This window comes from Sulfolobus sp. E5-1-F (assembly GCF_009601705.1).
Lineage (GTDB): Archaea > Thermoproteota > Thermoprotei_A > Sulfolobales > Sulfolobaceae > Saccharolobus.
Genome location: NZ_CP045687.1, coordinates 1,834,818 through 1,847,825 on the forward strand (window position 1 = coordinate 1,834,818; position 13,008 = coordinate 1,847,825).

Here is a 13,008-nt window from a genome sequence, read left to right on the forward strand (position 1 = left end):
CTCGTATACTTTTAATGAGTAAGACTTATTTTAAACGTTTCGGAAAGATGAATAATATGTCCCAACAATTAAAATTGAGAGTGGTAGAAGCTAGACAAAGAGACGTCGGAAGGAAGGTTGCCAGAATAACTGATTACACTATGAGCAGATTAGGAATAGAGAACGGTGATTATATAGAGATTACTGGACCTTCAGGTTCTTCATTGGCACAAGCGTTAATAGGAGATGGAATAGCGGACAATGAGATAAGAATAGATGGTTACATTAGAAAATCCATAGGAGTGGGTATTGGAGATGAAGTTACAGTAAAGAAAGCACAAGTACAAGATGCTACCAAGGTAGTTCTGGCTCCAACACAACCTATTTCATTTAGCCAAAGTTTTGTAGAATATGTTAAAGACTGGTTAATGGATAAACCTCTAAGCAGAGGAGAAACGATTTCTGTTCCTACTTATGTTGGGTCCATAGATTTTGTAGTAGTTTCAACACAGCCCTCACTATCGGTAAGAGTTACCAGTAGAACCTCATTAGAGATAAGGCAAGAACCAGTAAAGGAAACTGCTGCAGTACCTAAGGTGACTTGGGAAGATATTGGTGACCTTGAAGATGTAAAGGAGAAAATAAGAGAAATAGTGGAACTTCCAATGAGACATCCAGAAGTTTTCCAGCATCTAGGAATAGAACCACCTAAAGGTGTATTACTGTACGGACCACCGGGAGTTGGAAAAACCTTATTGGCTAGGGCATTGGCTAATGAGATAGGTGCGTATTTCACTTCGATCAATGGACCAGAAATAATGAGTAAATTCTACGGGGAGAGTGAACAAAGACTAAGGGAAATCTTTGAGGAAGCAGAGAAAAACGCACCAGCAATAATATTCATTGATGAAATAGATGCGATTGCACCAAAGAGGGAAGAAGTTACTGGTGAGGTAGAAAAAAGAGTAGTAGCACAATTGTTGACTCTAATGGATGGAATTAAAGGAAGAGGAAAGGTAATAGTCATAGGAGCAACTAATAGACCAGATGCGGTAGATCCGGCATTAAGAAGACCAGGAAGATTTGATAGGGAAATAGAAATTAGACCACCTGACGCCAAAGCTAGAAAAGAGATTCTACAAGTACATACTAGAAATATGCCTCTAGCTGAAGATGTAGATTTAGATAAAATTTCCGAACAGACTCACGGCTACACTGGAGCTGATCTCGCAGCTCTAGCTAGAGAAGCAGCAATGAATGCCTTAAGAAGGTTCATTAATGAACGCAAAATCAATCTAGAACAAGAACAAATACCAGTAGATGTCTTAAAGGAATTAAAAGTAACGATGCAAGATTTCATTAACGCCATGAAGTTCATTCAACCAACACTCCTTAGAGAAGTATATGTAGAAGTTCCAAAAGTCAAATGGGAAGATATTGGAGGATTGGAAGAAGCTAAACAGCAACTAAGAGAGGCTGTAGAGTGGCCATTAAAATTCCCAGAAATGTTCGAAAAGCTTGGAATTAGACCACCTAAGGGTATATTGCTGTTTGGCCCACCAGGAACTGGAAAGACAATGCTGGCAAAGGCTGTGGCAACTGAGAGCGGAGCAAACTTCATAGCAGTTAGAGGACCAGAAATATTATCCAAATGGGTAGGTGAAAGTGAAAAAGCAGTTAGAGAAATATTTAGGAGGGCAAGACAAACGGCTCCTTGTGTAATATTCTTTGATGAAATAGATTCTATTGCACCTATGAGAGGCTTTACACACGATTCCGGTGTAACAGAAAGAATAGTAAATCAGTTACTATCAGAAATGGATGGAATCCAATCATTAAATAGAGTTGTAGTTATCGCTGCAACTAACAGACCAGATATTCTAGATCCAGCACTGTTAAGACCTGGTCGATTTGATAGATTAATATATGTTCCTCCACCTGACGAAAAGGCCAGAATAGAAATTCTTAAGATTTACACTAAAACACTACCTATTGATTCTAGTGTAAATCTAGAGGAGTTAGCAAAAAAACTTGAAGGATATACTGGAGCTGATATTGAGGCATTAGCTAGGGAAACCACAATGAAAGTATTAAGACAAAAGTACTATGAGTGTTTAAATAAAGCCAAAAAGGAATGTAAAGACCAAGAATGTAGTGATAAGACTATAAAGAATTGTATGAGCAATCTAGAAATAAAAATCACTATGCAAGATTTCCTAGATGCCATGAAGATTGTAACGCCTAGTCTCACTAAAGCTGATATTATGAGATATGAAAACATGGTGAAAGAAATAAAGAGATCGGTGATTGGATGAAACAATATAAGATTCTTTTAATAATTGCAGATGGCTTAGGAGACAGACCATTATCTAAACTAAATGGGTTAACTCCACTAGAAGCTGCCCATAAACCAGCCATAAGTGATTTACTTAAAAATTCAATGACTGGCTTGATGGATCCAATATCGCCTGGCGTAATTCCAGGAAGCGATACTTCACATCTATCAATATTTGGTCTAGATCCACACGTATATTATAGAGGAAGAGGAGCTTTCGAGGCATTGGGAGCTGGTGCTGTGCTAAATCATGGGGATGTTGCATTTAGAGGAAATTTCGCTACCGTGAACAATGATCTAGTAGTAGTTGATAGAAGAGCGGGTAGGAAGTTTGAAGAAGGAGAGGAGTTAGTAAAGGAATTAAATGAAAAAATTAAGGAGGTAAATGGCGTAAAGGTTAGATTTTATAAGGGAACAGAACATAGAATAGCAGTAGTATTATCCGGGAAAGGAATAAGTGATAAGGTTAGTGACACTGATCCTCACTATAATGGTTTGAAGGTTCTTGAAAGTAAACCATTAGAAGATTCTATCGAAGCTCAGAGAACCGCTGAGATTGTCAATATTCTTACGCGGAAAGTTTTCGACGTCTTAAACTCCTCTGAAGTAAACAAGAGAAGAATAGAACGAGGGGAGAAGCCAGCTAATATAGTATTGCTAAGAGGGGCTGCCCATTATGTTAAGTTACCATCATTTTCAAGCTATACTAAGCTTAAAGCCGCAGCTGTTTCAGCTACAGCACTTATAAAAGGAATATGTAGAGAACTTGGCATGAGTGTTGCAACACCGCCAGGTGCTACTGGAGGTATCGATACTGATTATAACGCTAAAGCTAAAGCGGCAATAGAGTTGTTAAAGGAAAATGACTTCGTTTTTCTACACATTAAGGCTACTGACGCTGCGTCACATGATGGGCTAGTAGAGGAAAAAATAAAGGCGATAGAGAGGATAGATGGAGTAATAGGAACTATTGTGGATAATGTTGGAACGGATAATCTAATATTGATGTTTACCGGAGATCACGCTACTCCAGTAGAGGTTAAAGAACATTCGGGAGATCCAGTTCCAGTACTTCTCTACGTGCCTTATCCAATTGTAAATGACAATGTAAGAGATTTTAACGAGAAAGAGGCTAGAAAAGGAAGTCTAAGAATAAGAGGATTAGACGTAACAAATATATTGCTAAACTACTCTAATAGAGCAGAGAAATACGGTGCATGATGACGCTCGGAAGGACGGAGTTTAAAAAATGAAGATCCTGCGCAGGGCTGATAAAGTCAGACTTTGGCCTCTAAGGCTAAAAAGAGTGTTAGCATTCTTTAACTATGGCTTTTTCTAATATGTCTCTTACTCTCCACCTTATCATCTCGTTCACTGTAATTACGACAGCTCCAGCATTAGGTTGTCCATAAATTACTATATCACCGTGCATTGCACTCAATATAATCGGAATGACAAGTAAATCCTCTTCTCCATTAACAAAAACTACTCCACCTTCACTATCTCTTAGGATATTCTCCATAATTTCGAATATCTCAAATCGAATTTTCCCTGCCTCATTTATCACCTTATATTCCTTATTCTTTACAATAGCCCTATGTTGTGATATATATCTCTTGGTTTTTCCATCTATAACTTCTAAGAAAGGGATTATACCATTTTCTTCTAATACTCTGCTTACATAATCTCCTACAGTTATAACCCGGGAACCTTGTTTTATTGATTTAGATACAAAATTTAAAAAGACATCATTATTTGTAAAAAGAATACCATATGGTCTAGAAAGTTCTTTTCTTAAATTATCAAAAGTGAAACATAGGTTTATTTTATTATTATTGCGTACCTCCATGGTTTTGGTGCCTCAGTTATTTTAGCTACTTCAGACTCTGAAGCAATGATAATAATCATACCATCCCACTCTTCTGTAAAACTAGTACTACCACATACTGGGCATACTTCCTTATCAGTCTCTATTAATGCTTTACAATTTTTACATGCTTTAAAGACTGATTTCTTAGCCATTTATACTCACTTCTTAGCTTGTGTTATCCACTCTAACTTACCTAAGTACGGTTGCCTCATAGTTAAAGCAATTCTAGGTAATCTACCTGTTGCCGCAGATGCAACACTTATCACCCTTGCTCTTACTTTGTCACCCTTTTGTATTACTTTCTTGGATTTCTCACCAAATATTATACCCCTTACATTGTCATATTTTAGTGTATCATCCGTTATTTGGGAGATGTGAACGAGACCATCCATTGGCCCTAAATTAACGAATACACCATAGTTATCAACTTGTAAAACCTCGCCTTCAACTACTTCTTGTACAACTGGTACATAGGTTATCATATCAAATTCAACCTCATGATAAGTAGCACCATCACCAAATACCAGTAACCCTTCCTCGCTGGTTTTAACATTTAGTATAGCTAAAACCAGACCTAAATCCTTAAGGATCTTTTCTTGATATTGTTGCCTTAGTTCATTTAAAGCAATCTCATTTAATGGTTTACCAAATTCATTGGGTGGGATCCTCACAATGCTACGTGCTTTAATAAGTTTATACATACGTTAGATAGGATATAAGGATTTTATAATTTTACTCCTATTTTGAAGAAATAAAACTCCTATCCCCTTTTTAATTGCATTATTTTTTAATTCCTTATCGTTAGTAAATATAAACATATTATGCCTAATGGCGGTCCTTATTAATGCCTCATCCGTAGGTAAATTATCATAATCATTTATTAAATTCCATGAGTTTTTATATACCTCCAAATATTTCATAGCAATTTTAACTCTAGAGGTAATAATAAATCCTTTTTTATTTCTTTCAGATAAAATATCTAACTCTCTTAAGACTGTAGAATGAATAAAAAAAGTCGGTTTATAATCTAGAAATTCCAATACCTTATTAAATGGATCTAGACCATCGTACACGTATAATAAAATATTAGTATCAACCAGTATTTTTAGATCTCTATTAGCCCCCATCCTATCATTCTCCACCTACCAGCTATTTGCCTACTTATAACAGTTCTAATATTATTAGACCATATTGCTACTGGTCTTCTTAATTCCACTTCAATCTCATCCTTCTTTACAGAAGTAACTATACCCAAAGTCGTAGATGAACCAACAGATAACATCAAAGTTTCCTTAGCTCTTATGGGATCCACCTTTAACATCTCCTTAGCTCCAACTACACGTTCAAGGAGATTATACTTTATTCTGATATTCCATAAAACTGGAACATTAGCATCAGCCAAGGTGATAATACTACCAAGCAAATTATCAGCCTTAGTCAACGAAGGATCTAAATATGTGCCTATTGCTACTAAACCTCCTGGTTTAGCCTCCTTAAATTCCTCATCTCCAAATCTTATGGATGAAATTTTTGTGAAAATAGGCTCATAAGATACTTTACCTTGTTTTTCTACTCTTAAACCCGGTAATATCTTTATTTCTTGGTCAACCTTAAATAAGCCTTGTATAATACTACCGCCAATCACACCACCCTTTAACTTATTAAATTGCGTACCGGGTTTATTAACGTCAAAACTCCTTATCACAAGCATAACAGGTTGTTGTGAAAGATCCCTATAAGGAGTCTTTATATATTCCTCTATACCTTCTATTAGGGAGTCTATATTAATCTTATGAAGTGCACTTACTGGAATTATAGGTGCATTTTCAGCCCAAGTTCCCTTTATAAACTGCTTTATTTGCTTGTACTGTGCCAATGCTTCCTCTTTGGAAACTACATCGACCTTATTTTGAACTATAATTAGATTTTTCACTCCTATTATACCTAGAGCCACGAAATGTTCTCTAGTTTGGGGCTGGGGAAAAGGTTCATTTGCAGCAACAACAAGAATTGCACCATCCATTAACGCCGCTCCAGATAACATTGTAGCCATTAGAACCTCATGGCCTGGAGCATCAATGAAGGAAACTCTTCTCAAAAACTTAGGCTCCTCATCAGATCCACATGATTTACATGAGGGTTCGGTTACATAAGCCTCTGGTTTTTTACAACTCTCACAAATACCTATATTAGCCTCTGCGTAACCTAATTTTATTGTCATACCTCTTTTTAGTTCTTCAGAATGTTTCGATGTCCAAATTCCCGTTATAGCTTGAACTAGTGTTGTCTTACCATGATCTACATGACCAACTACACCTATGTTAACTTCTGGTTGAGCTTTAGGCCATGCCAAAAACTACTTCACCTTACTATTATGGTATTAATTTGAACTATTTCTTGGCTAATAGTATTTCCTCTTATGGTTTTTCTTCTTCTTTCTCCGTCTTCATTCGGGTAAAATCCGGGAGGTCCACTTAACAATATTTTACGCTTAGCAGCTCCAGTAACGTCAAATCGCATTGGGAATCCCGAATTATCTGATCCTCCAGTTATCTTTAGCTTAACAGGTAATCCAATCAGTTGACTAGCTTCAAACGTATCACCTATTTTTAGGCCAATCAAATTTGAGGCCTTGTTTTGATCAATACTTATTTGTAACGTCTTAGTCCTATATGCAATAGCTTCAAAATCTTCCGCTCCAAACTTTTCTGCCATAGTTTTACTTATCCATACTTCATTATCTGGTACATTTTTATCTACTTCTACCTTAAAATGTCCTTTTACCTTTACTTTTTTATCGCCTTCTTGTTTGGTTATTTCCAATGTGACAAGCGTATCAATATTTAATAATTGTTTAGTGTTCTCATTAACTTTAGCTTGGGGTACAGCTTTTCCATCCTTTTCTCCAGCTATAGATTTAACTTGGTCATTTGCCTTTACTTTAACCTTTATTCTTTTAGGCTCTACAGATTGTGGATCTGAAATGACAATTTTGAAGTCCGGCATTTAACAATGCCACCTTTTGTGTGGTATACTTAAAACAAATATATAAAATCGCATCACTATAAGCTACATGAGAAACGTTGCTAGGAGTTTTATTAGTTTTACATGGTAGCAAGATACCAGAATGGAAAGATGTTGGAATTAAGTACGCTGAATATTTATCTAGGTATTTTAATTTAGTAGAATTCGGCTTCTTAGAGTTCAATAAACCTACCCTGAGTGAAGCCCTAAGTAATCTTTTAGCTAAGGGTGCTGATAAGATAGTAGTAGTTCCGTTATTATTTGCAACTGGAACTCATTTCAAAAGAGATATTCCAAAGCTACTAGGCATAAATAACGACGAAAAGAAAATACAATACATGGGGAAGGAAATTGAAATAATAATAGCTGACCCTTTAGGATTTGATGAGAAAATAGGGGAAGTATTAGTTAAAAGGGTTAACGAAACTTATAACAAAAACTACTAACTTGCGCCGGCTACTAATAACTCTGCCTTTGCAGGATCATAAGCCCATTCTTGCGGAAGCTTTCCAATTCTCTTATAATATTTAGCTAAACGTCTGATCTTTGACTCAACCTCTTCTAATCCTTTCTTGGCTGTCTTATCACGTGGATATTCGTTGATGTGCCTTCTTATATTTACTGCTTTCCTTATTAGGTTAAAGAGATCCTCCGGTAGTTGAGGAGCTAAACCCCTTTCTTCTAATATTTGGGTAACCTTTTTTCCAACTATTTGTCTAACTAAGGGAATTCCATATTGATCCCTCAATATTATCCCTATCATAGATGGAGTATAACCCCTTTTAGCTAACTCTTCAACTAGCATTTCAACTTCTTCCCTGGTTAGCCTAACCCATTTTGGTGCTCCTGCTCTAGCAGGTCTTATTGAATGTGATTTCCCTCTAGCTCTTCTCTTGTTCATCTATGCCTCACCAAATTACTATTTTTAATCTACACTATATCCTTTCCTTTTAAGTTCTTCTCTTACAATCATTGTCCCTTCTACCATCGAGATTAGTTTTTGATAGGCTATTTTTCTAGAAAGTAATTTCAGTCCACAGTCTGGATTTATCCATAACTTCTCTGGAGGGAAATACTCTAAAATTTTTCTTATATCATTAGCAACTTCCTCAGGAGTCTCAACCCTTCTATTATGTACATCAATTACTCCAGCTCCAAGCTCCTTATCGAAACCATGTTTCTTCAAAAGTTCTAAAGGCTTATAGTTATAAATTTTTAAGGCAAAATTTATCTGATCTACCTTAATCTCGTTCAAGTATGGCGCAACAAGGCTATAATCACCATAACATATATGCATAACTAGCTTAGCGTTTACGCCTTTTACTGCCTCATTTATTGCCTCTACACCCCAACTTACGTCCTCCTTTCTAGTGTGTAAAGCCGGCTCATCGATTTGTATTATTTTAGCTCCAGCTTCTACTAAGTTCTTTATTTCTTGATTTATTGCTTTCGCAAGATCAAAAACTAAGTCTTTCTTACTCCTATAGTATTCATTATATGACCATTCGGCTATAGTATAAGGACCAGTTATTGTTATTTTTAGGTTATCGGTATAAGAGACCGATTTCGCAAAAGCAAACTCGTCAACTAGCATTGGTTTTCTATACTCAATTTTGCTAACAACAGAAGGCTTTCTATAATATGCTGTTCCCCACACTCTTACTGGACCATAGAACTTGAATCCTTTCATCCTTTCCGCAAAAAATTCAACCATCTCATCCCTTCTAACTTCTCCATCTGTAGGTACATCAACTCCAGCATTATTGTGATCTTTAAGCACTGCAATCACAGCATCGTTAAAAGCTTCTTGTAAGTCCTCGTCGCTTATTTTGCCAGCTTTATGGAGTCTTATGGATTCTCTTAACCATTTAGGCCTAGGATAGCTTCCAATAACACTGGTGGTAAGTAAAGGTAGCTTACCCATTATTCTTCACCTTCTCTAATTTCTTTAAAAGTTTTAGTTTCTTTATAACAACAACCTCGGGTATAAAATCAAATAAGGTATTGTTGCCTATAATTACGTCACTTACACCTTTTCGCTTGACTGAGTTATGAACTCTAATAATTGTACTTATCCTTTCCATCTTAGTGTTCCTAGCATTTAGAATACCTAAGTATACTTTCCTAGAGGAGAAGTACGTATATACTCTCCCGAGTTTCTTCAAATTCTCAATTACATCTATACCGAAATAATCTACTGGTAGGGAGAAAAGTATATCCAATCTTTTTAAGTTATTGATTTCAAAATAAGTTATTAGATGCTTCTCTATTTTTACATTATTAAACATACTTTTGTATATTTCTGGTAACTTCTCCAAAACATCTCTCTTTATGTTATTATTAAATATCGCAGGTTCATGAATTTCTATAGCATCTACAACATTTGAAAGTTCTTGTGATAGTGAATTAACAGCTGATGCGTAATCACTCATTAGGTCTATTGGATTCTTATAATACCGATTATCAGATAGCACATAGTACGTTAATGGTCCTGGAATTACAGCTTTCAACTTAGAAGCTAAACTTAATTCTTCTTTAATTTTCCTAGAAGATTCTAAGTCTTGTAGGAAAACGTTCTCCTCCCTTGCCTTTACATTTATTTTCTCTTTAATTACAGGTTGCCTATAATAGAAGTTGTTATCAAAAAACCTTTGTAAAGGACCTTTTTCAGTACCGTTAATAAAACCAAATGTTACATCAATAATATCGTCCCATCTAAATAGCCCATTGCTAGTATAATCTAATTTAACATCTCCGGCTAACTCAAATAATTTCTTGACACTCTCGTTAATGTACTTCTCTAGCTTCTCCTTACCTATCTTGCCCATATTATACCATGAAATTACTTTCCCTAATTTGGGATTTTTTGGGAAACTACCCACTAAGGCTTTTTTCACATTCATTATCCAACTTTTGGAGCTAATAAATAAGTAACTTTCCCTCCTCCCTCCATATTAAAGGATAACTGAAGAGGTTTTTGGTCACCAAACGCTATCTTGACGAAATCTGAAAGTTTAGTTAATGATAAGACATCGTCTAGATATTCTGCAGAATATGAGTTCTTCGAATTTTTAGAAAATTCTAAATCTTGAAGACCACCGGTATCTTTAGAAAATTCAACTTCAATCCCACTTTCGCCCTCAGCCTTAATTAATATTTTATCTTCATGACCCTCAATAATTACATTCTCACTCACTGTTGAAACTTCTGATATTGCTGACTTAAAACCATCTGAAGAAATAGTGGCTGATATATCGAATTGAAGGTTAATTTCCGGAATATTTTCCTCAGATACCTCAAGGTTCCTAATATTAAACACCCTATTTGTGCCTCCTATAATATTTATGATAACGCTATCTGGAGATTCACTAGCTATTTCTATTGCCTCTTTTCTCTTAGCTACTTTCAGAATTTTCATCAAATATTGAGTATTAAAGCCAAACTTGAATTCCTCACTTACGTCATACTCTTTAAACATCTCTTTAGGCAAGTTTACTGATATAAGAGAAATACGAGCTCTATCCAACGCTACTAATTCCACATTATCCTCCTTGAACTTTAATATCGCTTCATCGACTAACTTGGCTAAAGCTTGTACAATATTTTTAAGAACTCTCACATCATCGTAAACTACTTTCATGTTAATCAATCTTATATTCCTTTCAAAAGATTTAAGACATATCATACTTTCAATCTTACTAAAGATTCAAAAGGTTTAACTATCCTTTTAGAGAATATACTTCTAACTATGAGAAGGATATTATTATCATCAGACAGAAGTGGATCAGGAAAAACGCTTATCACATCAGCAATAATGAGAGCGCTATCTAAAAAATACAGAGTTAGAGGTTTCAAAGCAGGCCCTGATTTTATAGATCCTGGGTATCACAAGGTTGCCACGGGTTTTCCTTCAATTAACCTGGACTTATGGATGATGGGGAAAAATAATGTAAAGAGAAGTTTGATAAAATATGGAAGAGAATTCGATATAGGAATAATCGAAGGAGTAATGGGTTTATATGATGGTATAGATACGCTTTACAGCACATACGAGCTAGCTAAAGTCACTAAGACTCCAGTAATCTTGATAATAAACTGTTCCAATATAGGAAGTACTGTAGGTGCAATTGTAAAGGGGTTAAAATACTATAGAAACGATGTAAATATACGAGGAGTCATCTTTAATAAAATAGCCTCGGAGACTCATTATAACTATTGTAAAAATGCAGTAGAAGATGTTGAGGTTTTAGGCTATGTTCCATTCGATAAAAATCTGGAAGTTAAGTCCAGACATTTAGGCTTGATCACGATTGAGGATAATAAAGAGGTACAGAACTTAATTAAATATACGTCAGAATTAGTAGAGAAATACGTCGATTTAGATAAAATCTATGAGATGGCTTCCGATGAAGATCTTGAAGTTGATCTTCCTAAAGAAGATGAAAATAAGGGACTAAAACGAAAAATAGCTATAGCCTACGATCCTGCTTTTAGTTTCTATTACCAGGAGAACTTAGATATATTGAAAAGCAGATATGAATTGGAATTCTTCAGTCCCTTAAATGACGAATACGTAGAAGATGCAGATGCCATATATATCGGAGGAGGCTATCCAGAACTTCATCTAAATGAGCTAGAAAATTCCATCAAAACAAAGAGTTGGATCAAAAAAATGTCTTATTCTGGAGTGAAAATATATGCTGAATGTGGTGGTCTAATGTACTTATCAAAAACTCTGGTAGATGAGAATAATAAAAATTACAATATGGTGGGTATTTTTGATATTGACATAAAAACTAAGGATAAATTAACAATTGGGTATACAGAATTAGAGGCAGTCAAGGAAAACTTCCTAGTCAATAAAAATAGCTTAGTTAGGGGACATGAGTTTCATATATCTAAACCCATAAGCGTCAACGAAGAGGAATTTGTATTTAAGGTTAGAATAGGAAAAGGTATTGTTAATAAATTAGATGGTTTAAAAAGTCATAATACTATTGCAAGTTACTCCCACTTACACTTTTCTAACTTTCAGCAGAGGATTGTTTTTTAAGCTCTATCTTCTTTACTCTTTCAATTAATTCAGCTACCTTGTCTATATCTTGTGAATAGAGTCTAACGTGGAATGGAAACTTCGATGATGACTTTATCTCAATGTATTTCTTATCCCTATTTTGAGAAATTTGAGCATCTACTAAATACTTTGATGGTAAAAATACTCCAGATTTGTCAGTAGCTATTACGCCCTTTTCTGTTATTTTATACGATGTAGGTGCCATGGGGATATTAGTCTGAAACTTTAGTACACGTCTATTCATTAAAAAGCTAACACCATATAACAATTCGAAATATAACACGAAAAATCCAAATTTATACAGTGTATTATCAATGCTAGTAACAAATCTAATTATTACATAATTGTAAATTAATATTAGTATTATCATATATAAGAACATGATACCCATTGAAGAGAAATTCTTCTTCATTACCTCAGTCGTTTCCTTTAAGTATTCTTCGTCCTTGTTAACTAGTTCACTTGCCTTTTTCTCTTCATATAACGTTCTAGCATTAGCTATCTCACCTATGGATCGCCTTTCTCTAAGTAAAGGATTCGAACGCATCATTATTACGGATGTTATACCCAAGTAAACTAAAATATATAGTATGTAAAATTCTATAAAATATTTTGGGAAAAAGCTAAGCACTAGAGAAAACAATAACATCATTACTTGCGATAGTACTACAAACTTCCAGTTGAAGGGATTATATCCAGTAGAGGACATTGCTACTATAACTTTAA

At 35.1% G+C, this 13,008-nt stretch carries 15 protein-coding genes; 4 read left to right on the forward strand and 11 right to left on the reverse strand.

What is annotated here, in order from left to right; translation table 11 throughout:
• The first annotated feature begins 14 nt into the window (after positions 1-14).
• Both GFS03_RS09475 and GFS03_RS09480 read left to right on the forward strand, forming a co-directional pair.
• The gene (locus tag GFS03_RS09475; protein WP_153423778.1) at positions 15-2,294 is read left to right on the forward strand and encodes a CDC48 family AAA ATPase; all 2,280 of its coding nucleotides are present in this window, start codon (positions 15-17) and stop codon (positions 2,292-2,294) included.
• Positions 2,291-3,535, forward strand: a complete 1,245-nt coding sequence (locus GFS03_RS09480) for a 2,3-bisphosphoglycerate-independent phosphoglycerate mutase (protein ID WP_153423779.1) — start codon at positions 2,291-2,293, stop codon at positions 3,533-3,535. The genes GFS03_RS09475 and GFS03_RS09480 overlap by 4 nt, the downstream gene beginning before the upstream one ends.
• 88 nt (positions 3,536-3,623) lie before the next feature.
• Here the strand turns inward: GFS03_RS09480 and GFS03_RS09485 are convergent, their stop codons facing one another.
• From GFS03_RS09485 to GFS03_RS09510, 6 genes are read right to left on the reverse strand one after another with little or no spacing between them, the layout of a single operon-like run.
• Positions 3,624-4,163: a GTP-dependent dephospho-CoA kinase family protein gene (locus tag GFS03_RS09485; RefSeq protein ID WP_153423781.1), complete on the reverse strand. Its 540-nt coding sequence runs from the start codon at positions 4,161-4,163 to the stop codon at positions 3,624-3,626.
• On the reverse strand, positions 4,136-4,336 hold the full coding sequence (gene spt4 / locus GFS03_RS09490) for a transcription elongation factor subunit Spt4 (RefSeq protein ID WP_153423783.1): 201 nt from the start codon (positions 4,334-4,336) through the stop codon (positions 4,136-4,138). The genes GFS03_RS09485 and spt4 overlap by 28 nt, the downstream gene beginning before the upstream one ends.
• A 6-nt stretch (positions 4,337-4,342) precedes the next feature.
• Positions 4,343-4,885 (reverse strand): DNA-directed RNA polymerase, encoded by a 543-nt coding sequence (locus GFS03_RS09495; RefSeq protein WP_153423785.1) that lies wholly within the window; start codon positions 4,883-4,885, stop codon positions 4,343-4,345.
• 3 nt (positions 4,886-4,888) lie between these two features.
• Entirely contained in the window at positions 4,889-5,311 is a 423-nt protein-coding gene (locus GFS03_RS09500; RefSeq protein WP_153423787.1) for a PIN domain-containing protein, read from the reverse strand.
• Entirely contained in the window at positions 5,290-6,537 is a 1,248-nt protein-coding gene (locus GFS03_RS09505; protein WP_153423789.1) for a translation initiation factor IF-2 subunit gamma, read from the reverse strand. The genes GFS03_RS09500 and GFS03_RS09505 overlap by 22 nt, the downstream gene beginning before the upstream one ends.
• 8 nt (positions 6,538-6,545) lie before the next feature.
• Positions 6,546-7,190, reverse strand: a complete 645-nt coding sequence (locus GFS03_RS09510) for a 30S ribosomal protein S6e (RefSeq protein WP_153423791.1) — start codon at positions 7,188-7,190, stop codon at positions 6,546-6,548.
• Positions 7,191-7,267: 77 nt separating this feature from the next.
• Here GFS03_RS09510 and GFS03_RS09515 point away from each other — a divergent pair, with 77 nt between their 5' ends.
• The gene (locus GFS03_RS09515) at positions 7,268-7,654 is read left to right on the forward strand and encodes a CbiX/SirB N-terminal domain-containing protein (protein WP_153423793.1); all 387 of its coding nucleotides are present in this window, start codon (positions 7,268-7,270) and stop codon (positions 7,652-7,654) included.
• Here GFS03_RS09515 and GFS03_RS09520 read toward each other — a convergent pair.
• Genes GFS03_RS09520 through pcn form a run of 4 tightly spaced genes read right to left on the reverse strand, consistent with a single transcriptional unit; the run spans position 7,651 to position 10,893 of the window.
• Entirely contained in the window at positions 7,651-8,109 is a 459-nt protein-coding gene (locus GFS03_RS09520) for a 30S ribosomal protein S15 (RefSeq protein WP_153423795.1), read from the reverse strand. The two genes, GFS03_RS09515 and GFS03_RS09520, sit on opposite strands and share 4 nt — an antisense overlap.
• A gap of 24 nt (positions 8,110-8,133) precedes the next feature.
• The gene (locus tag GFS03_RS09525; RefSeq protein WP_153423797.1) at positions 8,134-9,132 is read right to left on the reverse strand and encodes a methionine synthase; all 999 of its coding nucleotides are present in this window, start codon (positions 9,130-9,132) and stop codon (positions 8,134-8,136) included.
• Complete coding sequence (locus GFS03_RS09530; protein ID WP_153423799.1) at positions 9,125-10,111, reverse strand: hypothetical protein; 987 nt, start codon at positions 10,109-10,111, stop codon at positions 9,125-9,127. The genes GFS03_RS09525 and GFS03_RS09530 overlap by 8 nt, the downstream gene beginning before the upstream one ends.
• Positions 10,111-10,893, reverse strand: a complete 783-nt coding sequence (gene pcn, locus GFS03_RS09535; RefSeq protein WP_153423801.1) for a proliferating cell nuclear antigen (pcna) — start codon at positions 10,891-10,893, stop codon at positions 10,111-10,113. The genes GFS03_RS09530 and pcn overlap by 1 nt, the downstream gene beginning before the upstream one ends.
• Before the next feature lie 63 nt (positions 10,894-10,956).
• Here pcn and GFS03_RS09540 point away from each other — a divergent pair, with 63 nt between their 5' ends.
• Positions 10,957-12,261 (forward strand): cobyrinate a,c-diamide synthase, encoded by a 1,305-nt coding sequence (locus GFS03_RS09540; protein WP_153423803.1) that lies wholly within the window; start codon positions 10,957-10,959, stop codon positions 12,259-12,261.
• Here the strand turns inward: GFS03_RS09540 and GFS03_RS09545 are convergent.
• Complete coding sequence (locus GFS03_RS09545) at positions 12,233-12,991, reverse strand: DUF2208 family protein (RefSeq protein WP_153423805.1); 759 nt, start codon at positions 12,989-12,991, stop codon at positions 12,233-12,235. The two genes, GFS03_RS09540 and GFS03_RS09545, sit on opposite strands and share 29 nt — an antisense overlap.
• Between the last annotated feature and the right edge of the window lie 17 nt (positions 12,992-13,008).

Coding starts and splice junctions, on each gene's coding strand:
- GFS03_RS09545 (WP_153423805.1), bottom strand. CDS start 12,991: ATGTCCTCTACTGGATATAATCCCTTCAACTGGAAGTTTGTAGTACTA.
- GFS03_RS09475 (WP_153423778.1), top strand. CDS start 15: ATGAGTAAGACTTATTTTAAACGTTTCGGAAAGATGAATAATATGTCC.
- GFS03_RS09510 (WP_153423791.1), bottom strand. CDS start 7,190: ATGCCGGACTTCAAAATTGTCATTTCAGATCCACAATCTGTAGAGCCT.
- GFS03_RS09520 (WP_153423795.1), bottom strand. CDS start 8,109: ATGAACAAGAGAAGAGCTAGAGGGAAATCACATTCAATAAGACCTGCT.
- GFS03_RS09485 (WP_153423781.1), bottom strand. CDS start 4,163: ATGGAGGTACGCAATAATAATAAAATAAACCTATGTTTCACTTTTGAT.
- GFS03_RS09480 (WP_153423779.1), top strand. CDS start 2,291: ATGAAACAATATAAGATTCTTTTAATAATTGCAGATGGCTTAGGAGAC.
- pcn (WP_153423801.1), bottom strand. CDS start 10,893: ATGATATGTCTTAAATCTTTTGAAAGGAATATAAGATTGATTAACATG.
- GFS03_RS09540 (WP_153423803.1), top strand. CDS start 10,957: ATGAGAAGGATATTATTATCATCAGACAGAAGTGGATCAGGAAAAACG.
- spt4 (WP_153423783.1), bottom strand. CDS start 4,336: ATGGCTAAGAAATCAGTCTTTAAAGCATGTAAAAATTGTAAAGCATTA.
- GFS03_RS09495 (WP_153423785.1), bottom strand. CDS start 4,885: ATGTATAAACTTATTAAAGCACGTAGCATTGTGAGGATCCCACCCAAT.
- GFS03_RS09530 (WP_153423799.1), bottom strand. CDS start 10,111: ATGAATGTGAAAAAAGCCTTAGTGGGTAGTTTCCCAAAAAATCCCAAA.
- GFS03_RS09500 (WP_153423787.1), bottom strand. CDS start 5,311: ATGGGGGCTAATAGAGATCTAAAAATACTGGTTGATACTAATATTTTA.
- GFS03_RS09525 (WP_153423797.1), bottom strand. CDS start 9,132: ATGGGTAAGCTACCTTTACTTACCACCAGTGTTATTGGAAGCTATCCT.